The sequence below is a fragment of the Rhizobium sp. K102 genome, from assembly GCF_022385315.1.
GTDB classification, from domain to species: domain Bacteria; phylum Pseudomonadota; class Alphaproteobacteria; order Rhizobiales; family Rhizobiaceae; genus Rhizobium; species Rhizobium croatiense.
The window spans coordinates 2,112,213-2,134,925 of record NZ_CP092436.1 but is presented as its reverse complement, the minus strand read 5'-3'; the positions used below and the strand labels follow the sequence as shown (position 1 = coordinate 2,134,925).

Genomic DNA, 22,713 nt, shown 5'->3' with positions numbered 1-22,713 from the left:
CTGAACGGTCTCTCAGCTATCGGCAGCTGGCGAGGAAAGCTCCAATTGCTGCAGGGATATTGCCAAGATGGAGGAGGGGCGCATGTCCTTGTCCCTGAGCAGCGTGCAGGATCAGGCTCGGATGCCGGCGGACCATTTCCGCGGCCGTCTCCTTTGAGAGCAGGCCGGTATTTTCGCCCCGGATCAGCATCAGCGGCAACCGGCTCAGGCTTTCGAACTGCTCCCAGAGTTCGGGCAGCGGCTGGCTGAAATCGACCGATCGCAGCGCCTCGGCGATTGCCGGATCGAAGTCGGCGACCGGTCTTCCGTCGGTGTCGCGGTAAAGCGCAACCGCCATCTCGCGCCAGTCTTCCCCTGCAAGCGCGGTAAACGAGGCACCGTGATTCTGCTGCAGTATATCGGCCGCCTCGTTCCAATCGGCCGGCTTCCTGCCGCTGTTCAAGTAGTCGCGAATGAGTGCCAGCCCTCCGGCCTCGATCGCAGGGCCGATGTCGTTCAGAATGACGGCTTCGAGAAGATCCGGCCGTGTCGCCGCGATCAGATGCAGGATCAGTCCGCCACGCGATGTGCCGATGAAAACCGCCCGCTCGATGCCGAATGCAGCGCAGGCGGCAATAATGTCGCCGGCCTCGACGGCGAGAGTGTAATTGGCCTTGTTCTCATCCCATGCGGAATTTCCACGTCCGCGCGAATCGAGCGCGATCACCCGGCGTGGCCCTGTCTCGTCGCGGCAGAGACGCAGTGCAAGCGGGTGAAAATCCCGGCTATTGCGGGTCAGGCCGGGCAGGCAGATCACCGGCAGCCGTCCGGCGGCTGCCGCCCCGTCCGGCCTGTAGTCGCGGGCATAAAGCCTCAGCCCATCGGCAGAAGAATAATATCGTTCCTGGAAACCGCCTGCATCCATGTCCGCCATCGCATCCTCAAGGCCTATCTGAACCCGAAGATGTAGCCTGCTTTTCAAGCCGGGCCAAACGGCTTCAGGAGGCGCTGCGTCCGCCGATCAGGTCGCGCTCGATATCCGTCGGCTGGCCGAGGCGAGCCTTGTAGACTTCGTAATTCTCCATCACGCGCTGCACGTAGTTGCGCGTCTCGGGGAAGGGGATGCGCTCGATCCAGTCGACGATCTCGTCGATCGGCCTGCCGCGCGGGTCGCCGTAGCGGCCGATCCATTCCGGCACCCGCTTCGGCCCAGCATTATAGGCGACGAAAGTGAGAATATAGGAGCCGCCGAAGGCCTCGATTTGCTCGCCGAGATAATGCGCGCCGAGCGTCGCATTATATCCGGCATCGGCCGTCAGCTTGTCCTTCGAAAACGTGATGTTGTGGCGCTTGGCCACCGCCTGGGCCGTGCCGGGCAGAAGCTGCAGCAGACCGCGCGCATTTGCTGCCGAAACGGCGGCCGGATTGAAGGCGCTTTCCTGCCGGGCGATGGCATAGGCGAGCGCCTTGCCGGAGCCGGATATATTGGCATTCGCCGGGATCACCCCGACGGGAAAGGCAAGCGCTGCGACGTCAATGCCGCGGCCATAGGCGATCTTGCCGATCTGCAGCGACAGATGGTGATTGCCCGATTGCTCGGCCTGTGCTGCGAGGATAGCCAGTTCACCCGGGCTCTGCAGCTGGTCGGCAAGCGCGAGATAAAGAATGTCGGCACGCCATCCATGACCTGCCGCCTCGAGCCGGGTGATCGCCTGCACGGCTTCGCGCGCCTGAAGGCGCTGGCGGTCGGCCGTGCTCGGCGCGGGATAGGCCACATTGAGCGTTTTCCGTCCCAGCCTTTCGGCCGCGAGCTGGCCGTAGAAGGTGCCGGGAAAATTTGCGGCCTTGCCGTAGAATTCGCCTGAATTGCCGGGGCCGCCGGCCTCGGCTGCCCGCCCGAGCCAATACCAGGCGCGTGACACCGAGATCGGTCCGTTCGACGTCGCCAGAATCTTGCGGAAATGTCTTTCCGCCGTTGTCGGGTCCTGCAGGCCGCGAAGCGCATACCATCCGGCGTGGAATTCGGCCTCGACGATGTCGGTCGGGCTGGTTGCCGCGTAGTTTGCGACGATGCGGTAGGCCGGTTTGAATTGTCCCTGATCGACGAGGCCGCGGCTGACGATCCGCTGCTCGTTCCACCATTCGCCGGAATTGACGAGTTCGCCGGCTTCGCGCGGCATCTTCTCCAGCAGGGCTGCCGCCTCGGCATATTTGTCCTGCTTGCGCAGATATTCGATCTTCGCAAACAGCAGGCCGGCATCGCCTCGCCATCTCGCGTCGACGGCATTAAGCAGCGCGCCGGCGTTGGCGGCCTTGGTGTCGACGGCGGCCCAGGCCTTGTAGAGCGATTGCGCCTCACCCATGTCGCCGAACCGCTTGGCCTGCGCCACCCGGCCGCGATACATCAGATAGTCCATCCGCGCCCTGTGGTCGGCCGGCGTCAGCAGGGCGGAAAATTCGACGAGAATCTTGTCTTCAGCCGCCTTGTCGAGCGCATCCGTGCGCCAGAGCTTGCGGATATACTTCGCCGCCTGCGCCTGCTTGCCTGAGGCAACCAGCGCCCGCCCGAGAATGACGGTACCCTGCATCGTCTCGGGCGCGGGGTCGCCGAAGGCGGCGAGCACGGCTGATGGGGCGGGGTTTTCATCGAAGAGTGCCCGTTCGGAATAGGCGCGCAGCCGCGAAAGGCCGGGCCATCCCTTGAGCTCCTGTGCGGCGCTGGCGATCTCGTAGGAGGGAACGCCCTTCAATCCGGACACGGCGATCGCCCAGGTGAGGATATGGCGGTCGAGCGTCCCCTGCCGCATGCTGTCGCGGATCGACAGAGCCAGTTGCGGATTCTTGGCGCTAAGCGCGTCGAGGCCGGTTTTCAGATCACTGGCGACAGGCGCGACAGCCGGATTGCGCGGGATGGCGCCGGTGGTCAGCGCCTCCGGTATCGATGTCTCGGGAATGAAGCCGATCGGCTTGACGTCAGCCGTAGGAAGGTTTTCGCCGGCAAGCGGCGACGCAACGCTGCCCCACGCGGCGGCAACGAAGCCGAAGGCGGTCAGAATCAGGACAGCTTTCTTCATCCGGGATCTCGCAACGAAAACACGCCCTACCCATTTGGCTGGAGGCATCTTAACGAAACCTTACCGTACCAGGTAAAATTCATTCACATCTGCTATCGGATTTTGCCCTAAACCGAACTCTCCGCGCTTGTCGCGATGATTTCGGCGCTCTATGGTGCGCAACTCTTAGTCATGGAATGCGGCCGAAGCAAGGATTTGGTCGTGAGGAGCTTTGCATGTTCAATGGGTCCATTCCCGCCCTCGTTACCCCCTTCACCGATGCCGGATCGATCGACGAAGACAGCTTCGCCGCCCATGTCGACTGGCAGATCAAGGAAGGCAGCGGCGGTCTCGTTCCGGTCGGCACGACAGGCGAATCGCCGACGCTGTCGCATGCCGAACACAAGCGGGTCGTGGAACTCTGCATCGAAGTGGCCGCAAAACGCGTTCCCGTCATGGCCGGCGCCGGTTCGAACAACACGCGCGAGGCGATAGAGCTTGCCCAGCATGCCGAGAAGGTTGGCGCCGACGCTGTGCTTGTCGTCACGCCCTATTACAACAAGCCGACGCAGAAGGGGCTGATCGCGCATTTTTCCGCGATCGCCGAGGCCGTCGCTCTGCCGATCTATATCTACAATATCCCCGGCCGTTCGGTGGTCGACATGACGCCGGAAACGATGGGCGCGCTCGTCAAGGCGCACAGGAATATCGTCGGCGTCAAGGATGCGACGGGCAAGATCGAGCGTGTCTCCGAGCAGCGCATCACCTGCGGCAAGGACTTCCGGCAATTGTCCGGCGAGGACGCCACCGCGCTCGGCTTCAACGCCCATGGCGGCGTCGGCTGCATCTCGGTAACGGCCAATGTCGCCCCGCGCCTCTGCGCCGATTTTCAGGCGGCAACGCTGGCCGGCGAGTACGCCCGCGCGCTGGAATATCAGGACCGGCTGATGCCGCTGCACAAGGCGATCTTCCTTGAGCCCGGTCTCTGCGGCGCCAAATACGGCCTCTCCAAGCTCGGGCGCATGAGCCGCAACGTCCGCTCGCCGCTGCTGTCGACGCTGGAGCCGGCAACCGAAGCGGCGATCGACGCAGCTCTGCGCCATGCCGGGCTGCTGAACTGAAGAGACCGCCCGTCTTCACAAGGCCGGGTCGTTCCCTTACATAAAGGGCAGCAATGAGGGCGCGGCTTTTCGCGCGCCTCGAAGGAAATATCGTCATGGCCCCCAAAGGCAGCCAGCGCGTGGTGAACAAGGTCGTGGCCGAAAACCGCAAGGCCCGCTTCAACTACGAGATCATCGATACTTACGAGGCCGGCCTCGTGCTGATGGGCACGGAGGTCAAGTCGCTGCGCGAAGGCAAGGCCAATATCGCCGAATCCTATGCCTCGGATGAGGGCGGCGAGATCTGGCTGATCAATTCCTATCTGCCGGAATATCTGCAGGCGAACCGCTTCAATCACGAACCGCGCCGGCGCCGCAAGCTGCTGCTGTCGGGCCGCGAAATCCATCGCCTGCGCTCAGCCGTCAACCGCGAAGGCATGACGCTGATCCCGCTGAAGATCTATTTCAACGATCGGGGGCGGGCGAAGATGGAACTGGCGCTCGCCAAGGGCAAGAAGCTGCACGACAAGCGCGAATCCGAGAAGGAGCGCGATTGGAACCGGCAGAAGAGCCGCTTGTTGAAGGATAATGGCTGAGCCATCAAGCCGCAGCTGATCGGCTCGCGGCGCTTTCGATCAGTCCTCGAAATCGCTGGCCGGGGCGACTTCGGCCGGACGCGGCGCCCGCTCCGACGGATCCCGACCGATCTCAGCCTTGAGAGACAAGAGGTCGATGAAATGATCGGCCTGGCGGCGCAGGTCGTCGGCGATCATCGGTGGCTGGGTCGCCATCGTCGAGATCACCGAGACCTTGCGGCCTCTGCGCTGCAGCGCCTCGACCAGGTTGGTAAAGTCGCCATCGCCGGAAAAGATGACGAGATGGTCAACGGTTTCGGATTGTTCCATGGCGTCGATCGCGAGCTCGATGTCCATGTTGCCCTTGATCTTCCGCCGGCCCATGGAATCGGTAAATTCCTTGGCGGGTTTGGTGACGACCTTGTAGCCGTTGTAATCGAGCCAGTCGATCAAAGGGCGGATCGATGAATATTCCTGATCCTCGATCAAGGCCGTATAGTAGTAGGCGCGCAGGAGGTAGCCGCGTTTCTGGAACGCTTTCAACAGTTTGCGGTAATCTATGTCGAAACCGAGGCTCTTGGATGCAGCGTAGAGGTTGGCGCCGTCAATAAAGAGTGCAATTTTTTCGCGTGGGTCAAACATCGCTTACCAATTCCTAATGAGAGAAATCGAAATTCGCAGGGCATCAAATTTCAATAAATACAATGGCTTATTGTGATTTTTGATTTGATCCTTACTTTACTAAGTGTTCATATAAGAGAGATTTAGGGCACGATTCGTCATATTCCAAGCAACCTTCGGTGGAATTGTGACATTCTCCATGGAAATTTAGCTCAGCCACGGATAAAGACGAGGGGAGCCGAAACGAAAAACTTGTATTTGCCCGGTTTTAATTGTATCGGGCGTGCTAATCCCGAAATGACGACCGTAAAGGACAGGCAATGGCCCGTGTCACAGTTGAAGATTGCATTGACAAGGTAGAGAACCGCTTCGAGCTGGTTCTGCTCGCCAGCCACCGCGCCCGGCTGATTTCCCAGGGTGCCTCGATCACCATCGATCGCGACAATGACAAGAATCCAGTCGTCGCCCTGCGCGAAATCGCTGACGAGACGCTTTCGCCCGATGACCTCAAGGAAGATTTGATCCATTCGCTGCAGAAGCATGTCGAAGTCGACGAACCAGAGCCCGATCCGGCCAGCATGATCGCCGCCGGCGGTGTTGCCGCGGCTGACAGCGAGGAGCAGGACGACCTGCCGGAGACGATCACCTTCGACCAGATGTCGGAAGAAGAGCTGCTTGCCGGTATCGAGGGCCTGGTGCCGCCGGAAAAGAGCGACGATTATTAAGCGCGCCGGCCGGTTCTGATCCGGAAAAGAGCGACGATTACCAATCGTCAATCTTGCGCCTTTATTGCTTAGGCATATTATTGCCCATGTGTGCGCCAATCGTTGATTGGCGCGCTTTTATTTTTACCGGAGTGGCTTTGGAATGATGCGGCAGTACGAGCTCGTGGAGCGGGTTCAGCAATACAAGCCCGATGCCAATGAAGCACTGCTGAACAAAGCCTATGTCTACGCCATGCAGAAACATGGCCAGCAAAAGCGCGCGAGCGGCGATCCCTATATTTCCCATCCGCTCGAGGTCGCCGCCATCCTCACCGACATGCATCTCGATGAGTCGACGATCGCAGTCGCCCTGTTGCACGATACGATCGAGGATACGACGGCGACGCGCGCCGAGATCGACGAACTCTTCGGCGAGGATATCGGCCGCCTGGTCGAGGGCCTGACGAAGATCAAGAAGCTCGATCTCGTCACCAAGAAGGCCAAGCAGGCCGAAAACCTGCGCAAGCTGCTGCTCGCCATTTCTGACGATGTGCGCGTGCTGCTCGTCAAGCTCGCCGACCGTCTTCACAATATGCGCACCCTCGATCACATGTCGGCCGACAAGCGCGCCCGCATTTCCGAGGAGACGATGGAAATCTATGCGCCGCTTGCCGGCCGCATGGGCATGCAGGACATGCGCGAGGAACTGGAGGAGCTCTCCTTCCGGCACATGAACCCCGAAGCCTATGAGACCGTCACGAAAAGGCTGGAAGAGCTCTCCAAGCGCAACGAAGGCATCGTCAAGAAGATCGAGGCCGAGTTGCGCGACCTGCTGGTCGCCAGCGGCCTGACCAGCGCCTATGTCAAGGGGCGGCAGAAGAAGCCCTATTCGGTCTTTCGCAAGATGCAGTCGAAGTCGCTGTCCTTCGAGCAGCTTTCGGATGTCTACGGTTTCCGCCTGATCGTCGAGGACATTCCCTCCTGCTATCGCGCGCTCGGCATCGTCCACACCCGCTGGCGCGTCGTGCCCGGCCGCTTCAAGGACTATATCTCGACGCCGAAGCAGAACGATTACCGTTCGCTGCATACCACCATCGTCGGTCCCTCCAGCCAGCGCATCGAACTGCAGATCCGCACCAAGCGCATGCACGAGATCGCCGAATTCGGCATCGCTGCCCACACGCTCTACAAGGACGGCGCCACCAATGCCGATGGCGACATCCTTTCGCGCGAATCCAATGCCTATTCCTGGCTGCGCCACACGATCGAGGCGCTGGCCGAGGGCGACAGCCCGGAAGAATTCCTCGAACACACCAAGCTCGAGCTTTTCCAGGATCAGGTCTTCTGCTTCACGCCGAAGGGCAAGCTGATTGCCCTGCCGCGCGGCGCCACCCCGATCGACTTTGCCTACGCCGTTCACACCAATATCGGCGACACCACGGTCGGCGCCAAGATCAACGGCCGCATCATGCCGCTGGTGACGCGGCTGGCCAATGGCGACGAAGTCGAGATCATCCGCTCCGGCGTGCAGGTTCCGCCGGCCGCCTGGGAGGAGATCGTCGTCACCGGCAAGGCGCGCGCCGCCATTCGCCGCGCCACCCGCATGGCGATCCGCAAGCAATATGCCGGCCTCGGCCACCGCATTCTCGAGCGCACTTTCAACCGGGCCGGCAAGATCTTCTCGCGCGAGGCGATGAAGCCGGCACTGCACCGTCTCGGCCAGAAGGACGTCGAGGATGCGATCGCCGCCGTCGGCCGCGGCGAGATGTCCTCGCTCGACGTGCTGCGCGCCGTCTATCCCGACCACCAGGACGAGCGCGTCACCGTCAAGCCTTCCGGCGACGACGGCTGGTTCAACGTCCGCAGTGCGGCCGGCATGATCTTCAAGATCCCCGGCAAGACCAAGGCCGGGGCCGAGGGCGGCCATTCCGAACTCGACGCCGATGTCGATATCGGCCCGATCCGCGGCCTGTCCGGCAATGTCGACGTCAAGTTCGCCTCGACCGGCGCCGTGCCCGGCGACCGCATCGTCGGCATCATGGATCAGAGCAAGGGTATCACCATCTATCCGATCCAGTCGCCGAGCCTGCAGCGCTTCGATGATCAGCCCGACCGTTGGATCGACGTTCGCTGGGACCTCGACGAAGCCAACAAGTCGCGGTTCATGGCGCGCATCATGGTGAATGGATTGAACGAGCCCGGCACGCTTGCCAAGGTCGCCCAGACGGTTGCAAGTCTTGACGTCAATATCCGCCTCCTGAACACCGTACGGGTGGCGGCCGATTTCACCGAAATGATGATCGAGGTCGAGGTCTGGGATCTGCGTCAGCTCAATCAGCTGCTCGCCCAGATGAAGGAACTCGACTGCATCGCCACGGTCCGGCGGCTCTACGAGTAGGCTTTTGTCAAGCCTGTCAGCAGAAGTCTCGTCCCCAACAGCAGCAAATTTGAGTGAGAGCCACTTGGAAATCCCGGGTCAACCACAGGGCAAGGCTGCTTTGGCTGCCGAATTCTGAATCAAGTCTGGGAAGCCGCCTGATGCCGCGTTTGATCTTCCCGATCGATAAGAAATGCGCAGTTGACTCTGAATCTTAGCGATCGGGAAGATCGTCAGCTCAAGACTTCGACAATTGAAGCGCATAATGTCCGCTTAGGGCCTTTCGCCGCCAACACCCGAGGACAGCACTGCGCGAAAACCCACCGAGGGTCGGGCCAGCGCTGGGAAAGTAAGGACGAAGAAGGTGTCGCGACACCCTAAGCCCGACGGCCTCAAGGCCCATCGAAATGCTCTACCACGTCGCCAAGCTCCACCCACGGATGTCTCGATTGTTCGAAGACTGATATTGCAGGCGGCGAATAGGCCGGATCGGCAAAGGAACCGGCACCTACACCGATCCAGGACGGCGCGACGTCGGCCCTCCAATAGACTGTCGAACCGCAGGTAGGGCAAAAATGCATGTGAACCTTGCGACCGCTGTCGGCGGTGCGAACGAATTCCGTCGACCTTCCGGATATTTGGACACAGTCAATATTATAGAATGCGTTGGCGCTGAATGGTGCGCCCGTTCTCGTATTGGCTCCGGCCCAGGTCGAGACGCCGGGCACCTTGATCCGTCAATCTGGCTTCGCCACGCACACGCTCTATTTGCGAGAGTGGGCTCGCATCGAGTGTCTGCAATCAAGTGATCGCTTTCGAGGTGCGCTGGGACATTCGTTCTCGGCGCAGTCGAGCCTCATCTATAACCTACGACTGAACTGTACCAACGAGCCGACTCCGGGCTCGCTACGCGCCGTCGACCTTCTTAGCGTAAAAGCGATGGTCACGCAGTCCTATTTCGCGTGGCAGCCGTTTCGGGGTTGGATGGCAGTGTCGAGGATTTTAGGCAGGGGCGTATCCGCGAAGGTGTTGGCTTTCGCTTAGCAATGTGAATACTAGCAAGATCGATTTCTTGGAGCTTTTGATGACACTTTCCGGCTTTCTGGCCTATTCCGGCGCGTTGACTCTCGCCGCAATCATACCGGGACCGCAGATCGTTGCCATCGTTGCGCAGGCGCTTCACGCCGGCTATCGCAAGGCCGCATGGATGACTGCCGGCATGGTGGTCGGCGACGTGCTCTATCTCTCGTCGGCATTGGCAGGGCTCGCCTATATCGCAGCAACCTTCACCACTTTGCTGATCGTCATCAAATGGGCTGGCGTCGCCTATCTCTGCTGGCTCGCCTATCAATTCTGGAGCACTCCCAACTCGCTGCAGCCGCAGCAAGATTCCTCAAGCGCAGGCGGCGTGTTCGGCTCCGGCATTCTGGTGACGCTTGGCAATCCGAAATCTGTGTTGTTCTACGTTTCCATTCTGCCGACAGTCGTGGATGTGAATAAACTATCGGGCACGGATATCGTCCTGCTGCTTGTCACGACGGCCCTGATCCTCACGGTCGCCCAGTATCCCTTCGCTCTCGCGGGCGCTCGGGCGCGAATGGCGCTTACATCGCCGAGGGCGATGTTGCTGATGAACCGTAGTGCTGCTCTCTGCATGGGAGGCGCAGCCGTGGCCATCGCGACACGTGCGAGGGATTGATGCCACGCTCCGCCTTTCCGCGTCGGCGACTTCGAGTTCGCCAACACGCCCGTCAACGAGCCTCTAGTTCGGGACCTTGCCACCGCCACCTTCGTCGCCAAGCAGCGTAACGTCGCACACCACCCCGCCTTCCGACTCCGACTGATCGAATTTCAATGAGAGTTTAACCGACGCCAGAGGCACGCCATGGCCCATGCCTTTGACGATGTAGGTCTCGACGACCTGCCTGCCTTCGCGTCGATCCAACCTCTGCGGGTATGGCCGTGCATCAAACTCGCCCCGAGTTGGCTCGGTAGCAAGGGCGTGCACCACAGACCATTTTTGGCGATCTGCTCGGCATTCCGCGCTCGGCCCGCTCATGCGTACCGTTCCAGACTGAAACCGAAGGCCGGGCCCGTGGTGGATTGATGCGCTCTTGAGAACGGATTGGAACTCGGAGACAGTCGGCGGATTGCATGAGCGAAACTAGCAACAGACCTATATGGTTCAAGCGCTCGCCTGCTTCAATTTCCCACAGTCGGCGCTGCCGAATTCGATGGCTATCACCAGAGAGGCCGGCCTCCCATCGCTCTTTGCTGTCCTAGGGCGACACTTTGTGACCGTTTTAGAGGCAATGTATGCGATTAATGCATAGCTGTCCCCATGTTGCGGGCGGTGGTAATTAACCTTTGCCGGGACTATCTTCTGATCGTCGAAAACGTAAACAGAAGATGAGACAAGAAAATGTTTGATCCTATCAGGAAAATCGCTCGCGCTCTTCGCGCGCCAACCACGCAGGAACGTGAAATGGCCTATCTGAACGGCTCGTTCGATCGTATCGATCTCGAGTTTCGCCAGCGCCAGGTCGACCGTGGTCTGTTCCGCAGCCGCTAATAGCGGATTTATACTTGGATGAGTGGGGGACGTTGCGTAACGGACGCCCCTCGGCATGAGGCTGCTGCTCCGCAGAGAAAATTGAGCGGCTGTTTTTCGGGTGGTATCATTTGCCGCTCTTGTCACGGTCCCGTGCGCTGCACTAAATAGCCGCCATGTTGTTTCGCCGTCGCAAGCCTGCGGGTTTCAAGGAAAAGATGCGGGAGCTCCTGTGGCCCCGAAAAGGTTTCCTTCGCCCGATCCGTTATCTGACAATGCGCATTCTGCGACTGAGCGCTTCGCCGCATGCGGTTGCGGCCGGCGTCGCCGCGGGCGTCTTCGTCTCGTGGACGCCTTTCATCGGCGTGCATTTCGTCATGGCTTTCATCATCACCTATTTCCTCTCGGGCAATATGGTGGCGGCCGCGCTCGGCTGCGCTGCCTTCGGCAATCCGCTGACCTATCCCTTCATCTGGGGCATCACCTGGGAGATCGGCCATCTGCTATTGAGCCGCGAGGATCATCTGGCCGGTCAGGCGGTGGATCTTGCCGCCCTCTTTCACAAGCTGAACTTCACCGAATTATGGAAGCCGGTGCTGGAACCGATGCTGATCGGCGCCATTCCGCCGGCCGCCGTGACCTCCGTTGCGCTCTATGCGTTGACGTTCTACACCGTGAAGGGGTTTCAGACGCGTCGCCGCACGCGCTTGATGGAGCGGGCACGCCTGCGTCTGGCGGGGCCGGTCAGCGACATGCCGAGCGTATGAAACCCGTGTAGAATGCTTAAGCGACGGAAGGGTCCGGCATGATCATCGGCATTGGCAGCGATCTGATCGACATTCGCCGTGTCGAAAAATCGATCGAGCGCTTCGGTGAGCGCTTCACCCATCGCTGTTTCACCGAGATCGAGCGCGCCCGTTCCGACCGCCGGGCAAACCGTGCCGAATCCTATGCCAAGCGGTTCGCCGCCAAGGAAGCCTGTTCCAAGGCGCTCGGTACGGGCCTCGCCCAGGGTGTCTTCTGGAAGGACATGGGCGTCGTCAACCTGCCCAGCGGCAAGCCGACCATGGCTCTGTCAGGCGGTGCCGCCGCAATCCTCGAATCGATGCTGCCCGCCGGCCACAGGGCCGCCATTCATTTGACAATAACCGATGATTATCCCTTGGCGCAGGCCTTTGTTATCATCGAGGCGTTGCCTGAGAGCCTCTGATCGTGACCTCGGGGAGCGTTGATCGCGACCTCTCGTCGCTTTTGATGTTGTCGCCATTGCCGCAACCGGCCGAAGCCGCTAGAACAGGATGATCTGAAGCCGGTCGGCCTGAATCCTGTTCTGGATTAAAGAATTGGAGCATGATGTTGTCCGAAAGCTGCTGACACTTTTCGGCATCATGCCCTACAGCGCCGCGCGTCTCCTCAGGTGCGCAGAGGACGCCGTAGCACTTTGAATTGCTGCATAATACCCTAAATCGATATTGGTTTAGGGAATTATGCAGTAAGAGAACGACAGAAAGAATTGCGCCTCTGCGGCGTGTTGAAGGAATAAGACTGCGTGTCCGAAAAAGTCCAAACCAAGCCGAACGCCCTCTGGGAAAATATCAAGGTCATCATTCAGGCGCTGATTTTGGCGATGCTGATTCGAACCGTGCTGTTCCAGCCCTTTACCATCCCGTCCGGCTCGATGATGCCGACTCTGCTCGTCGGCGACTACATCTTCGTCAATAAGTTCGCTTACGGCTATTCGAAATATTCGCTGCCCTTCTCTCCCGATATCTTCAGCGGTCGTCTGTTCGGCTCCGATCCGAAGCGCGGCGACATCGTCGTCTTCCGCTTCCCGCCCAATCCCGATATCGATTACATCAAGCGCTGCATCGGTCTGCCCGGCGACCGCATCCAGGTCACCGACGGCGTGCTCTACGTCAACGGCAAGCCGGTTCCGAAGGTTGCGGACGGCAGCTTCACCTCGGATTACAAGCTCGATCCGGGTGAGGACGTACCGGTCTTCCGCGAAACGCTGGACAATGGCAAGACCTTCGACACGCTCGACCAGTCTCCGGTTTCGCGCGGCGACAACACCCGTGAATTCATTGTGCCGGAAGGCCATTATTTCATGATGGGCGACAACCGCGACAATTCGCTCGACAGCCGCTTCGATGTCGGCTTCGTGCCGGCTGAAAATCTTGTCGGCCGCGCCAGCGTCATTTTCTTCTCGCTCGGCAACGACACGTCTTTCCGCGAAATCTGGAAGTGGCCGACCAATATGCGCTGGGACCGCCTTTTCAAGGTTGTTGAATGAGCAAGGCGCAGATGCTTTCTGCGGCGGACCGCGCAAAGCTTGAAAGCCTGATCGGTCATGACTTCGCTGAAAAGGCACGCCTGGATCGCGCGCTGACCCATGCCAGCGCCCGGACGGAAAAGGGCGGCAATTACGAGCGGTTGGAGTTTCTCGGCGACAGGGTCCTCGGACTCTGCATCGCCGAGCTCCTGTTCCGCACCTTCGGCACGGCGGGGGAAGGCGAGCTCTCGGTTCGTCTCAACCAGCTCGTCAGCGCCGAAACTTGCGCCGCGGTCGCCGACGAACTCAATCTTCACCTCTATATCCGCACCGGCGCCGATGTGAAGAAGCTGACCGGCAAGCGCATGATGAACGTGCGCGCCGATGTCGTCGAAAGCCTGATCGCCGCGATCTATCTCGACGGCGGCCTCGAAGTCGCGCGCCGGTTCATCCTGCGCTATTGGCAGGGCAGGGCAGCCAGGGCCGATGGTGCCAAGCGCGACGCCAAGACCGAGCTGCAGGAATGGTCGCATGCGAAATTCGGCGTCACGCCGATCTACCGGGTTGATGAACGCAGCGGACCGGATCATGATCCGCGCTTCAAGGTGACGGTGGAAGTGGCTGGCATTAAGCCCGAAACCGGCGTAGAGCGGTCGAAGCGTGCCGCCGAACAGGTGGCGGCGACCAAGATGCTCGAGCGCGAAGGCATTTGGCAGCAATCGCCTGCCGGAAATTGACGGGACAATGACACAAGAAGAAGAAATCGCGGCCGAAGCTGCTGCAGAAACCCATGGTCCGACGCATTCGGGCTTCGTCGCGCTGATCGGTGCGACCAATGCCGGCAAGTCGACGCTGGTCAATCGCCTCGTCGGCGCCAAGGTCTCGATCGTCAGCCACAAGGTGCAGACGACCCGCGCGATCGTGCGCGGCATTGCCATTCATGACAACGCCCAGATCGTCTTCATGGATACGCCGGGCATTTTCAAGCCGCGCCGCCGGCTCGACCGCGCCATGGTGACCTCGGCCTGGGGCGGCGCCAAGGATGCCGATCTGATCATGCTGCTGATCGACAGCGAGCGCGGCCTGCGCGGCGATGCCGAAGCCATCCTCGAAGGGCTCAAGGAAGTCCGGCAGCCGAAGATCCTGGTGCTGAACAAGATCGACCGCGTCAACCGCGAGGATCTGCTGGCGCTGGCAGCGAGCGCCAACGAGAAGATCGCTTTCGAACGCACCTTCATGATCTCGGCCGAAAACGGCTCCGGCTGCGACGACGTCATGGACTATCTGGCCGCGACCCTTCCCGAAGGGCCATGGTACTACCCGGAAGACCAGATCTCCGATCTGCCGATGCGTCAGCTCGCCGCCGAGATCACCCGCGAGAAGCTGTTTCTGCGGCTGCACCAGGAGCTTCCCTATTCCTCGCATGTCGAAACGGAGAAGTGGGAAGAGCGCAAGGACGGCTCGGTGCGCATCGAGCAGGTGATCTATGTCGAGCGCGACAGCCAGAAGAAGATCGCGCTTGGCAAGGGTGGGGAAACCATCAAGGCGATCTCGACGGCGTCCCGCAAGGAATTGTCGGAGATTCTCGAGCAGCAGGTTCACCTCTTCCTGTTCGTCAAGGTCCGCGAGAATTGGGGGGACGATCCCGAGCGGTTCCGTGAAATGGGTCTCGATTTTCCGAAATAGCAGTGGCAAGGATTTCGTCGGGCAGACGCCAGTCCCTTGTTTCCTTGGAAAAAAACCACTTCGTTGCGGAACGAATCCATGGCTTTGCGCATTCCCTGCTCGACGGTGCGTCGATGAGGGGCCGCCGGTTTGTAAGACCGCGGGAGCAGGCATGGCAACGTCGAGGCCCATCCATTCCTTCAAGACCCCTTGCCAGCTGTGTCCCTTGCGGTCCCTGCCGCATTTCAGGGAGTTCAGCCGCGACGAGCTGGAATTCGTTTCCCGCTTCAAGCGTGGCGAGCTCGCCGTCGATGCCGGCTCGACCATCCTCGTCGAGGGCGCCCATAGCGCCCATCTGTTCACCGTGCTTTCTGGTTGGGGCTTCCGCTACAAGATGCTGGAAGACGGCCGCCGCCAGATCCTGAATTACATTATGCCGGGTGACCTGATCGGCCTGCAGGGAACGATTGCCGGCGAGATGCAGCATTCCATCGAAGCGCTTTCGCCGGTTTCCCTCTGCGTATTCGAGCGCGACAGGCTGATGACGCTTTATAACAAGCACCCCTCGCTCGCCTTCGACATTACCTGGATCGCCGCGCGCGAGGAGCGGATATTGGATGAACATCTCCTCAGCATCGGCCGCCGCACAGCACTGGAAAGAGCGGCCTATCTGCTCGCGTTCCTGTTTGAGCGCGGCAGGAAGCTCGATCTTTTCAACGGCCGCAAGTTCATCCCCATCACCCAGCAGCACATCGCCGACACCCTCGGTCTTTCCATCGTTCATACCAACAAGACTTTGAAGAAACTCAGCGAACGGGGATTGATCCGCTGGCAGGAGCGCGGTTGCGAGGTGCTGAACGGTGAGGAACTGATGGCGATTGCCGGCTGGGATGGGCTTGGAGAGGGCAAGCGCCCCTTCATCTGAAGCATGGCGTGCAAGGGTGGGCCACGTCGTGCGATAAGGACATACGCGAAAAAGACCTGAAGCGCGAGGTGTGGGCTGAAGATTGCGGTGCGTGCCGCGGCTATCCGACAGATGCGGCATGCGGAAACGCACAGCAGGCCTGTCTATGTCTTTTTTAAATGCGCATTAGCATCTGGCAAAATAAGGTCGGCCCTCGTCTTTCCTCCGATTTGATTCTTATTGGCCGGACAGAAAAATGGTTTATTCAGAAGTGGTGGCGGAATTCACCGATAGCGTGCCATGCGGGGCACCGGAGGGCAATGATGTTGGCGAAACGGCCGGGGCGCTGCGACGGGCGCTCGACGAGGGGCATGGAATCATGAGCGCAAACCGTGTTCTGGTTCTTGAGGACAGTCTGATCATCGCCATGGAGGCGGAGGATATTCTGCGCCTGGCCGGCGTCGACGGCATTGATATCGTCGGCAGCCTGGAACAGGCGAGGGCGGCGATTGCTGCGGAAAACTATGATTTCGCCCTTCTCGACATCAATCTCGGCGAGGGCATGAGCTTCGGATTTGCCCGCCATCTTCTCGATGTCGGCATCCCCTTCGGCTTCGTCAGCGGCTATTCCGATATACGCGATTTCCCGCCCGACCTGCAGCATATACCGCTTCTGGTGAAGCCTTTCGACGAGAAGGCGATGCGCGAATTCCTGCAGAGGCTTCTTCCGGCCGCGGCTTGACCCGGTCGGACGCTCAAAAGCACGTCGTAACGCTTTGAATTACCGCATAATTCCCTAATTCGATTTCGATGGCGGGAATTATGCGGTAGGATGAATCGTCAGCGGCAGGGACTTCTTTCGATGCAGTGGCAGGACCACGCGATCATTCTGGGCGTCAAGCGCCACGGTGAGACGAGCGTCATCGCCGAGGTGATGACGCGTGATCGCGGCCGCCATCTCGGCCTGGTGCGTTCCGGCCGCTCTCGCGCCATGCAGCCGGTGCTGCAGCCGGGCAATGCGGTGGAGGTCCTCTGGCGTGCCCGGCTCGACGAACATCTCGGCGAATTCCGCGTCGAGCCGGTGACGCTGCGCGCCGCGCGCCTCATGGAAACGGCGACCGCCGTCTACGGCGTCCAGGCGATGGGCGCGCTGCTGCGGCTGCTGCCGGAGCGCGACCCGCATCCGCATCTCTTCGACGCGCTGGAGGTCATCCTCGATCATCTGCACAATCCGGCCGATGCCGGCGAACTCTTCGTGCGTTTCGAGCTGGCGGTGCTCAACGATCTCGGCTTTGGTCTCGATCTTGCCGAATGCGCGGCAACCGGCGCCCGTTCCGATCTCGCCTATGTCTCGCCGAAATCCGGCCGCGCCGTCAGCCGCAGCGCCGGTGCGCCGTGGGCGGACAAGATGCTGCTCCTGCCGCCCTTCCTCGGCGCCGAAGGCAATCACGCCGCGGACTTCGACAGCCTGGCAGCCGCATTCCGTCTGACAGGATTCTTCCTGCATCGCCATGTCTACGAGCCGCGCGGCATGGAGGCTGCGGCGGCGCGTGACGGCTTCGTCCAGGCCGCACTCAAGGCGCTCAATCCAGCCTTGCGGACGCTTTCCGGTCCAAACGACGTCTCCGCCTGACCTCGTTTTTTACTGCTGCAAAACATCCTCCGGATTTGGCGGTTTACCCGCCCGGGAGCTCTTCCTATGTCTTGAAGGGCTGCCAACCACGGAGGAACCTCATGCTGACCAAGACCGCATCACCGACGACGATCACGCTCTGGAACGGCCGCGAAATTCCGCGCCTCGGCATGGGGTGCTGGGCGATCGGAGGTCCCTTCTTCGCCGGCGACACGCCGCTTGGCTGGGGTGAGGTCGATGACGACGAATCGGTGGAAGCAATTCATCGCGCCATCGCCCTCGGCATCCGCTTCTTCGACACCGCCTCGAATTACGGCGCCGGCCATTCGGAGGAGGTGCTCGGCCGGGCAATCGGCAATCGTGACGACATCATCGTCGCCACCAAATTCGGCTTTGCCACGGATCCGGAAACGAAGCAGGCAATCGGCGCCTTTGCCGATGAGGCGTTCATCCGCCGCTCCGTCGAGACATCGCTGCGCCGTCTCAAGCGCGACCGCCTCGATCTCTTGCAATTCCACCTCAATGATTTTCCGCTGGAGCAATCGGACGCCGTCTTCGATACGCTGGAGGCGCTGCGTGCCGAAGGCAAGATCGATGCCTTCGGCTGGAGCACCGATCATCCCGATCGCGCCGCCCGCCATGCCGGGCGCAAGGGCTTTGTCTCGATCCAGCATACGATGAATGTCTTCGAGCCGGTGCCGGAGATGATCGCCGTGGTCGAGCAGAAAGGCCTGATCTCGATCAATCGCGGTCCCCTGGCCATGGGACTGTTGACCGGCAAGTTCACCGCCGACAAGGCGGTCGGCGCCAAGGATGTCCGCGGCGCAGCGCTCGAATGGATGGTTTACTTCAAGGACGGGCGCATGGCTCCGGAATTTGCCGCACGGCTCGATGCCGTCCGCGACCTTCTCAAATCAGGCGGCCGCACGCTGACGCAGGGGGCGCTCGCCTGGCTCTGGGCAAGGTCGCCGCGCACCTTCCCAATTCCGGGCTTCCGCACCGTCGCGCAGGTGGAGGAAAATGCCGGCGCGCTGGAGAAGGGGCCGTTATCGGTCGCTGTCATGGCGGAGATCGATGCTGCACTCGGGCATGCATGAGAGGCGGTGAATCTGCCCAAGGCTCCCTCATTCCTGTGCATGTCACAGGAATGAGGGAGAACGTTGCAGCGTTTCGGAAGAAAGCGCCGTTCAACTAGCCTTCCCCAATTCGACCTATTCGCGGGCACGAACCTTCAAGGCCCAGCCCTCCGGTCTTTCCGCGATGATCTTCACCGTATCGCCGATCGTGATCCTGCCGCTGCCGCGCGGCGTGACGTTCCAGCCGAACAGCGGGCCGGGCACGCGGCGGTCGGCCGACATGCGGATGCGGCCCATGGCGGGCATCGGGTTTGCCACCTCGCGTGACCCGGTCAGCTGGTCCTGCGTCGTCATGATGCAGCGCGAGCAGGGTTTGACGAGATCGAAGCGGATGCCGGCGATCTCGATCGCCGCCCAGCGATCCTCCGGCCAGGCCTCGTCGGTGTCGATGACGATATTCGGTCGGAAGCGCTCCATGCCGACGCTGCCTTCGCCATGGGCGGCGAGATCGTCGTTCAGTGCCTGCAGTGAGCCGGTCGTCGTCACCAGGATCTGGTAGCCGTCGGTAAAGCTCACCGGCGTGCCTTCGCCGGCCCATTCGGCATTCGCCGTCCGCTGTGCCTGTCCGTCGAAAAACACCAGCCGCACCTCGCGGCCGAGCCATTCGGACAGTTGGCGGTTGCTCTCTGCATCGGCGACGGCGGCGCTGACGGTCGATTTCCACACGCTCACATCCATGCGGCTTTCAGGCCGGGGCGGCGGCACAGATATCTCAGGCTTGCCCTGCATCAGCAGCCGGAAGGCGCCGGCCCCCGGCCGTATTTCGATGCGCGCGAGGTCCGGCAGTTCGCGCTGGGTGATGAAGTGGCCCTGCGGGTCGGTGATCATCGCCCGCCGGTCGCCGGGAAGCCCATAGGCGTCAATATCGGCGGCGGGCAGCGCAATGGCGCGAGCGCTCTTGAGCGGGTAGATGAAGAGGTCGCTGACACGCATGCCGTTCTCCTAAATTTCGTCCATGAATGCCGAGAGAAAATCACGCAGACTTTGGTCACGCGCAGCTGCCAGCCGGCGGCCGGTCTCGGTCTGGAACCCGTCCGCCAGTTTGAACAGCTTCGTCTGGAAATGGTCAATGGCATAACGCTTGTCGTCGAGCGGACGGTTCGTTGCCGCCGGGTCGAACGGATCATAGAGCCCGGATCCCATTCGCCCGCCTATATAGAAGCAGCGTGCGACGCCAACCATGCCGATCGCGTCCAGCCGGTCGGCATCCTGCAGGATCTTCGCCTCGATCGTCCGCGGCGTCACCCCGGCGGAGAAACTGTGAGCGGTAATGGCATGCCCCACGGCGCCGATATCCGACGCGTTCCAGCCGAGTTCGGCCAGGATCACGGAGGCTTTTTCCGCCGCCAGCGCCGATGCTTTGGCCCGCAAGGGGGAATTCTTCTCGACCGCGACGCAGTCGTGTAGCAGCACGGCAGCGGCGAGGATGCGTCCGTCTCCGCCTTCGCCCGCATGGATGCGCATGGCGTTTCTGAAGACGCGCAGGATATGGGCGAGATCGTGTGAACCGTCGTCGCCTTCGGCCGCATGCGCAATCAGCGACGCTGCGAGCGCCTCATGAGGGGAGAAGGCTTCGGCCTTGAACATTGTGCCACCTGTTATTGGGGAAAATCGTCCATAGCGCACCGGCCGAAAGCGAGGCTTCCGGGACGCGGCGCGGCTACGAAGAGCTGCAGAATACGGAGCGGGTTTTGTAGCGGCTTGCCAGGCGAGTCGCAATCATGAGGAGTTCGGCGCTGACCTCAGGAGAAATCTGTCGCACCGTCGCTCGCCGGCGGCATGGAGAGAAAGTGCGGCACATCGCGAGCGGGGCGCGGTGGACTGATGTGATAGGCCTGGATCTCGTCGTATTTCTCGCATTCGAGCAGCGCCAGCTGGGCGGCCGTCTCGATGCCTTCGGCAGTAACGGGCATGGAATCGATTTTTACAAACGTCTGGTGGTAATGCCGCAGATTATTCTGGAGCTGCCGGATTAATATTCGGTTGCAGTGCAGCAGGCGCCGACGCGATCCGAACCCGTGTTGTCACATTAAAAACCGCTGAAATATCGGTGAGGTTGGCGACAAAGAGCCGATTTGACGGTCATCCGTTAATGCCCGTCAATCTTCATTAATGAGAAGTTAACAACTTATTGACGCACTGCGCAAATCAGTTTAACCACCGAGTCACTCGTTATTTTCCGCTCTCGTATTGCGTACAAACACCACCGGCAAAAGGCGGTGAATGGAGGTTTGTATGACCCGCACCACATCCGTTTCAGATACTTCATATGCATATCTTGCGACACTTTCGCGGCTCGATTCCAATGGTGACGGCGTGCTCAGCCGCGGCGAACGTGCCGCCGAAGAGAAGCCCGGTATCATCAAGCAACTGCTGGAAGACGACGCGGCCAGCGACACGCAGCCGAAATTTTCCGGCAGCCTGATTGCGTTGATGATGGACACGCGTGACATCGCCACGACGAGCAGCATCGCCGTTCCCTATCCATTGCAGCAGGCTGCGCCGACGACCGGCGATCAATCCGACGATCTTTACCGCAACACCTACGGCCAGTTCGATTTTGACGCCGTCGCCTGACGGCTCTAGATCCAGCCGATCTGCAAGCCGGCCCGTTGGCCGGCTTTTCGTTGGATGGTCCGCAGAGGAACACCTTCCGGGTTGACACGTTCAGAAGGACAACCGGAGGGAAGGAGATCTCCATGAAAGCCATGCGCATCATCGCCGCCGTGAGCCTGCTTGCGATTGCCCTGCCGGCAGGCGCCCAGGACAAGCAGACGGCGGTTGCCAATTTCGTCGGCAAGGACGGCAAGGAAACCGGCCGCGCCCAGCTGACCGCCGCCGCCAATGGCGGCGTCCTGATCGAAGTGGAGATATCGGGACTGCCGGCGAATAAATGGGTGGCCTTTCATGTTCACGAGACCGGCCGCTGCGATGCGGCAACCCATCACGAATCGGCAGGCGGCCATTTCAACCCGGGCTCGGCCGAGCACGGGATTCTGGCGGCCAAGGGACCTCATGCCGGCGATATGCCCAATCAGTATGTCGGACAGGACGGCGTGTTGAGAGCCCAGATATTCGACGGCATGGTCACGCTCGACGACAAGAAGGATGGCATCCGCGGCCGCGCATTGATGGTGCATGCCAATTCGGACGACTATCGCAGCCAGCCGTCCGGTGATGCCGGGAGAGACTTGCCTGCGGCGTCGTTCAATAGGCCGACGACCCCCGCGCAGCAATGTTTCACTGCCGCGTCGGCTTTTCGGCTGTCGCGGTGCCGTTGGACCTTTTTCCCGGCGCGGAATTTGAATCGTCCCGCAAAGCGGCCGGATCGTCCTTTTCGTCGAAGGCAAGTTTTACCCGCTTCACCATGTCACGGCTGACCTGCCACCAGTCAGCGGTCTTTGCCCAATAGCGCAGCGTTACCGATAGTGTGCTGTCACCCAGGCTGTCGATGAAAACGCTCGGTGCCGGTGATGGCAGCACCCTGGGATTGCCTTTGGCAATGCCCATCAAAGTCTCCATCGCCAAATCAAGATCGTCCTCACGAGAAATGCTGACCTTCAGGTCGTTCTGCCGCGTAGGTTCGCGGCTGAAGTTGGTAATCGGCGTGTTCCAGAGCGTCGAATTCGGTGCCAGCCGATAGAGCCCGTCGCCGGTCCTGAGTTCTGTCGCAAACAGCCCGATCTCGCGCACCGTGCCGGCTACGCTGCTGGTCTCGATATATTCGCCGACACGGAACGGTCTGAGGATCAAAAGCATGATGCCGGCCGCAATATTCTGCAGCGTCCCTTGCAGCGCCAGCCCAATCGCCAGGCCGGCTGCGCCGAGGGCGGCGATGATCGAGGCGGTCTGGACGCCGAATTGGCCGAGCACGGTGATGAATACCAGGATCAGCAGCGCATAGCGGATAACATTGGTGAAGAAGCGCGCCAATGTCTCGTCGATGCCATGGATGCGCGACAGGCCTTCATAGGCCCAGCGGCTGACGAAGCCGGCCAGCGTCCAGCCAACGACGAGCAGGATCACCGCTCCGAGGATGGAAAAGGAATACTGGACTGCGAGCGCGCTTGCCTGGCTCAGTGCCGTGCGGGTGGCAAGAAAGACGTCGGCTGCTTGTTGTTCCATGATTTGGCCCTGCGGATT

The 22,713-nt window shown here is 60.7% G+C and carries 23 protein-coding genes and 3 pseudogenes; 18 read left to right on the top strand and 8 right to left on the bottom strand.

Annotated elements, in window-relative coordinates; genetic code table 11:
* Window positions 1-16: 16 nt before the first annotated feature.
* Window positions 17-913 (bottom strand): alpha/beta hydrolase, encoded by an 897-nt coding sequence (locus MHI61_RS16505; protein ID WP_239792739.1) that lies wholly within the window; start codon window positions 911-913, stop codon window positions 17-19.
* Window positions 914-977: 64 nt separating this feature from the next.
* Window positions 978-3,053, bottom strand: a complete 2,076-nt coding sequence (locus MHI61_RS16500) for a lytic transglycosylase domain-containing protein (protein ID WP_239792738.1) — start codon at window positions 3,051-3,053, stop codon at window positions 978-980.
* Window positions 3,054-3,268: 215 nt separating this feature from the next.
* Between MHI61_RS16500 and dapA the strand changes: the two genes are divergently transcribed.
* Window positions 3,269-4,153, top strand: a complete 885-nt coding sequence (dapA, locus tag MHI61_RS16495; protein WP_183840641.1) for a 4-hydroxy-tetrahydrodipicolinate synthase — start codon at window positions 3,269-3,271, stop codon at window positions 4,151-4,153.
* A gap of 95 nt (window positions 4,154-4,248) precedes the next feature.
* On the top strand, window positions 4,249-4,728 hold the full coding sequence (smpB, locus tag MHI61_RS16490) for an SsrA-binding protein SmpB (protein ID WP_012557117.1): 480 nt from the start codon (window positions 4,249-4,251) through the stop codon (window positions 4,726-4,728).
* Window positions 4,729-4,767: 39 nt separating this feature from the next.
* Here smpB and MHI61_RS16485 read toward each other — a convergent pair whose 3' ends face one another.
* The gene (locus MHI61_RS16485; protein WP_003546927.1) at window positions 4,768-5,349 is read right to left on the bottom strand and encodes an NYN domain-containing protein; all 582 of its coding nucleotides are present in this window, start codon (window positions 5,347-5,349) and stop codon (window positions 4,768-4,770) included.
* A gap of 299 nt (window positions 5,350-5,648) precedes the next feature.
* Between MHI61_RS16485 and rpoZ the strand changes: the two genes are divergently transcribed.
* On the top strand, window positions 5,649-6,053 hold the full coding sequence (gene rpoZ, locus MHI61_RS16480) for a DNA-directed RNA polymerase subunit omega (RefSeq protein ID WP_003574261.1): 405 nt from the start codon (window positions 5,649-5,651) through the stop codon (window positions 6,051-6,053).
* Between the two features lie 142 nt (window positions 6,054-6,195).
* Entirely contained in the window at window positions 6,196-8,430 is a 2,235-nt protein-coding gene (locus MHI61_RS16475; RefSeq protein ID WP_239792737.1) for a bifunctional (p)ppGpp synthetase/guanosine-3',5'-bis(diphosphate) 3'-pyrophosphohydrolase, read from the top strand.
* Window positions 8,431-8,801: 371 nt separating this feature from the next.
* Here the strand turns inward: MHI61_RS16475 and MHI61_RS16470 are convergent.
* Window positions 8,802-9,101, bottom strand: a pseudogene (locus MHI61_RS16470) (GFA family protein); the annotation flags it as partial.
* A 392-nt stretch (window positions 9,102-9,493) separates the two neighbouring features.
* Here MHI61_RS16470 and MHI61_RS16465 point away from each other — a divergent pair.
* The 12 genes and pseudogenes from MHI61_RS16465 (at window position 9,494) to MHI61_RS16410 (ending at window position 18,531) form a co-directional block, all read left to right on the top strand.
* Window positions 9,494-10,108, top strand: coding sequence for a LysE family translocator (locus MHI61_RS16465; protein ID WP_239792736.1), 615 nt, complete (start codon window positions 9,494-9,496; stop codon window positions 10,106-10,108).
* A gap of 21 nt (window positions 10,109-10,129) precedes the next feature.
* Window positions 10,130-10,222, top strand: a pseudogene (locus tag MHI61_RS16460) (IS21-like element helper ATPase IstB); the annotation flags it as partial.
* 609 nt (window positions 10,223-10,831) lie between these two features.
* Complete coding sequence (locus MHI61_RS16455) at window positions 10,832-10,981, top strand: DUF3563 family protein (RefSeq protein ID WP_004675049.1); 150 nt, start codon at window positions 10,832-10,834, stop codon at window positions 10,979-10,981.
* 155 nt (window positions 10,982-11,136) lie between these two features.
* Entirely contained in the window at window positions 11,137-11,727 is a 591-nt protein-coding gene (locus MHI61_RS16450; RefSeq protein WP_239792735.1) for a DUF2062 domain-containing protein, read from the top strand.
* A gap of 38 nt (window positions 11,728-11,765) precedes the next feature.
* Window positions 11,766-12,170 carry a holo-ACP synthase gene (gene acpS, locus MHI61_RS16445; protein WP_239792734.1) on the top strand — a complete coding sequence of 135 codons (405 nt, stop codon included), beginning with the start codon at window positions 11,766-11,768 and terminating at the stop codon, window positions 12,168-12,170.
* 339 nt (window positions 12,171-12,509) lie between these two features.
* Window positions 12,510-13,253, top strand: coding sequence for a signal peptidase I (gene lepB / locus MHI61_RS16440; RefSeq protein WP_239792733.1), 744 nt, complete (start codon window positions 12,510-12,512; stop codon window positions 13,251-13,253).
* The gene (rnc, locus tag MHI61_RS16435) at window positions 13,250-13,969 is read left to right on the top strand and encodes a ribonuclease III (protein WP_097580257.1); all 720 of its coding nucleotides are present in this window, start codon (window positions 13,250-13,252) and stop codon (window positions 13,967-13,969) included. The genes lepB and rnc overlap by 4 nt, the downstream gene beginning before the upstream one ends.
* Window positions 13,970-13,976: 7 nt before the next feature.
* A complete protein-coding gene (gene era, locus MHI61_RS16430; RefSeq protein WP_239792732.1) occupies window positions 13,977-14,918 on the top strand; it encodes a GTPase Era in 942 nt (313 codons plus the stop codon).
* A gap of 151 nt (window positions 14,919-15,069) precedes the next feature.
* Entirely contained in the window at window positions 15,070-15,822 is a 753-nt protein-coding gene (locus MHI61_RS16425; protein ID WP_239792731.1) for a Crp/Fnr family transcriptional regulator, read from the top strand.
* 235 nt (window positions 15,823-16,057) lie between these two features.
* Window positions 16,058-16,543: a hypothetical protein gene (locus MHI61_RS16420; RefSeq protein ID WP_239792730.1), complete on the top strand. Its 486-nt coding sequence runs from the start codon at window positions 16,058-16,060 to the stop codon at window positions 16,541-16,543.
* A gap of 120 nt (window positions 16,544-16,663) precedes the next feature.
* Window positions 16,664-17,434 (top strand): DNA repair protein RecO, encoded by a 771-nt coding sequence (gene recO / locus MHI61_RS16415; RefSeq protein WP_239792729.1) that lies wholly within the window; start codon window positions 16,664-16,666, stop codon window positions 17,432-17,434.
* Between the two features lie 101 nt (window positions 17,435-17,535).
* Window positions 17,536-18,531 (top strand): aldo/keto reductase, encoded by a 996-nt coding sequence (locus MHI61_RS16410; RefSeq protein ID WP_239792728.1) that lies wholly within the window; start codon window positions 17,536-17,538, stop codon window positions 18,529-18,531.
* Between the two features lie 114 nt (window positions 18,532-18,645).
* Here MHI61_RS16410 and MHI61_RS16405 read toward each other — a convergent pair whose 3' ends face one another.
* From MHI61_RS16405 to MHI61_RS16395, 3 genes are all read right to left on the bottom strand, one after another.
* On the bottom strand, window positions 18,646-19,503 hold the full coding sequence (locus tag MHI61_RS16405) for an MOSC domain-containing protein (RefSeq protein WP_239792727.1): 858 nt from the start codon (window positions 19,501-19,503) through the stop codon (window positions 18,646-18,648).
* A 9-nt stretch (window positions 19,504-19,512) separates the two neighbouring features.
* Entirely contained in the window at window positions 19,513-20,157 is a 645-nt protein-coding gene (locus MHI61_RS16400; RefSeq protein WP_239792726.1) for an HD domain-containing protein, read from the bottom strand.
* Window positions 20,158-20,312: 155 nt separating this feature from the next.
* A complete protein-coding gene (locus MHI61_RS16395; RefSeq protein WP_239792725.1) occupies window positions 20,313-20,483 on the bottom strand; it encodes a hypothetical protein in 171 nt (56 codons plus the stop codon).
* Between the two features lie 322 nt (window positions 20,484-20,805).
* On the opposite strand from MHI61_RS16395, the gene MHI61_RS16390 reads away from it, so the two are divergent.
* Window positions 20,806-21,147, top strand: a complete 342-nt coding sequence (locus MHI61_RS16390; protein ID WP_239792724.1) for a hypothetical protein — start codon at window positions 20,806-20,808, stop codon at window positions 21,145-21,147.
* A 122-nt stretch (window positions 21,148-21,269) separates the two neighbouring features.
* Window positions 21,270-21,784: pseudogene (locus MHI61_RS16385) on the top strand (superoxide dismutase family protein).
* A 26-nt stretch (window positions 21,785-21,810) separates the two neighbouring features.
* Here MHI61_RS16385 and MHI61_RS16380 read toward each other — a convergent pair.
* The gene (locus tag MHI61_RS16380) at window positions 21,811-22,695 is read right to left on the bottom strand and encodes a mechanosensitive ion channel domain-containing protein (RefSeq protein ID WP_239792723.1); all 885 of its coding nucleotides are present in this window, start codon (window positions 22,693-22,695) and stop codon (window positions 21,811-21,813) included.
* Between the last annotated feature and the right edge of the window lie 18 nt (window positions 22,696-22,713).

Excerpts from the sequence above, each read along its gene's own strand:
- rpoZ (WP_003574261.1), top strand. The coding sequence starts at position 5,649 with ATGGCCCGTGTCACAGTTGAAGATTGCATTGACAAGGTAGAGAACCGC.
- MHI61_RS16505 (WP_239792739.1), bottom strand. The coding sequence starts at position 913 with ATGGCGGACATGGATGCAGGCGGTTTCCAGGAACGATATTATTCTTCT.
- MHI61_RS16485 (WP_003546927.1), bottom strand. The coding sequence starts at position 5,349 with ATGTTTGACCCACGCGAAAAAATTGCACTCTTTATTGACGGCGCCAAC.
- acpS (WP_239792734.1), top strand. The coding sequence starts at position 11,766 with ATGATCATCGGCATTGGCAGCGATCTGATCGACATTCGCCGTGTCGAA.
- MHI61_RS16420 (WP_239792730.1), top strand. The coding sequence starts at position 16,058 with ATGGTTTATTCAGAAGTGGTGGCGGAATTCACCGATAGCGTGCCATGC.
- MHI61_RS16450 (WP_239792735.1), top strand. The coding sequence starts at position 11,137 with ATGTTGTTTCGCCGTCGCAAGCCTGCGGGTTTCAAGGAAAAGATGCGG.
- MHI61_RS16410 (WP_239792728.1), top strand. The coding sequence starts at position 17,536 with ATGCTGACCAAGACCGCATCACCGACGACGATCACGCTCTGGAACGGC.
- recO (WP_239792729.1), top strand. The coding sequence starts at position 16,664 with ATGCAGTGGCAGGACCACGCGATCATTCTGGGCGTCAAGCGCCACGGT.
- MHI61_RS16400 (WP_239792726.1), bottom strand. The coding sequence starts at position 20,157 with ATGTTCAAGGCCGAAGCCTTCTCCCCTCATGAGGCGCTCGCAGCGTCG.
- MHI61_RS16455 (WP_004675049.1), top strand. The coding sequence starts at position 10,832 with ATGTTTGATCCTATCAGGAAAATCGCTCGCGCTCTTCGCGCGCCAACC.
- MHI61_RS16405 (WP_239792727.1), bottom strand. The coding sequence starts at position 19,503 with ATGCGTGTCAGCGACCTCTTCATCTACCCGCTCAAGAGCGCTCGCGCC.
- MHI61_RS16425 (WP_239792731.1), top strand. The coding sequence starts at position 15,070 with ATGGCAACGTCGAGGCCCATCCATTCCTTCAAGACCCCTTGCCAGCTG.
- MHI61_RS16390 (WP_239792724.1), top strand. The coding sequence starts at position 20,806 with ATGACCCGCACCACATCCGTTTCAGATACTTCATATGCATATCTTGCG.
- MHI61_RS16465 (WP_239792736.1), top strand. The coding sequence starts at position 9,494 with ATGACACTTTCCGGCTTTCTGGCCTATTCCGGCGCGTTGACTCTCGCC.
- dapA (WP_183840641.1), top strand. The coding sequence starts at position 3,269 with ATGTTCAATGGGTCCATTCCCGCCCTCGTTACCCCCTTCACCGATGCC.
- MHI61_RS16380 (WP_239792723.1), bottom strand. The coding sequence starts at position 22,695 with ATGGAACAACAAGCAGCCGACGTCTTTCTTGCCACCCGCACGGCACTG.
- MHI61_RS16500 (WP_239792738.1), bottom strand. The coding sequence starts at position 3,053 with ATGAAGAAAGCTGTCCTGATTCTGACCGCCTTCGGCTTCGTTGCCGCC.
- era (WP_239792732.1), top strand. The coding sequence starts at position 13,977 with ATGACACAAGAAGAAGAAATCGCGGCCGAAGCTGCTGCAGAAACCCAT.
- MHI61_RS16475 (WP_239792737.1), top strand. The coding sequence starts at position 6,196 with ATGATGCGGCAGTACGAGCTCGTGGAGCGGGTTCAGCAATACAAGCCC.
- smpB (WP_012557117.1), top strand. The coding sequence starts at position 4,249 with ATGGCCCCCAAAGGCAGCCAGCGCGTGGTGAACAAGGTCGTGGCCGAA.
- rnc (WP_097580257.1), top strand. The coding sequence starts at position 13,250 with ATGAGCAAGGCGCAGATGCTTTCTGCGGCGGACCGCGCAAAGCTTGAA.
- MHI61_RS16395 (WP_239792725.1), bottom strand. The coding sequence starts at position 20,483 with ATGCCCGTTACTGCCGAAGGCATCGAGACGGCCGCCCAGCTGGCGCTG.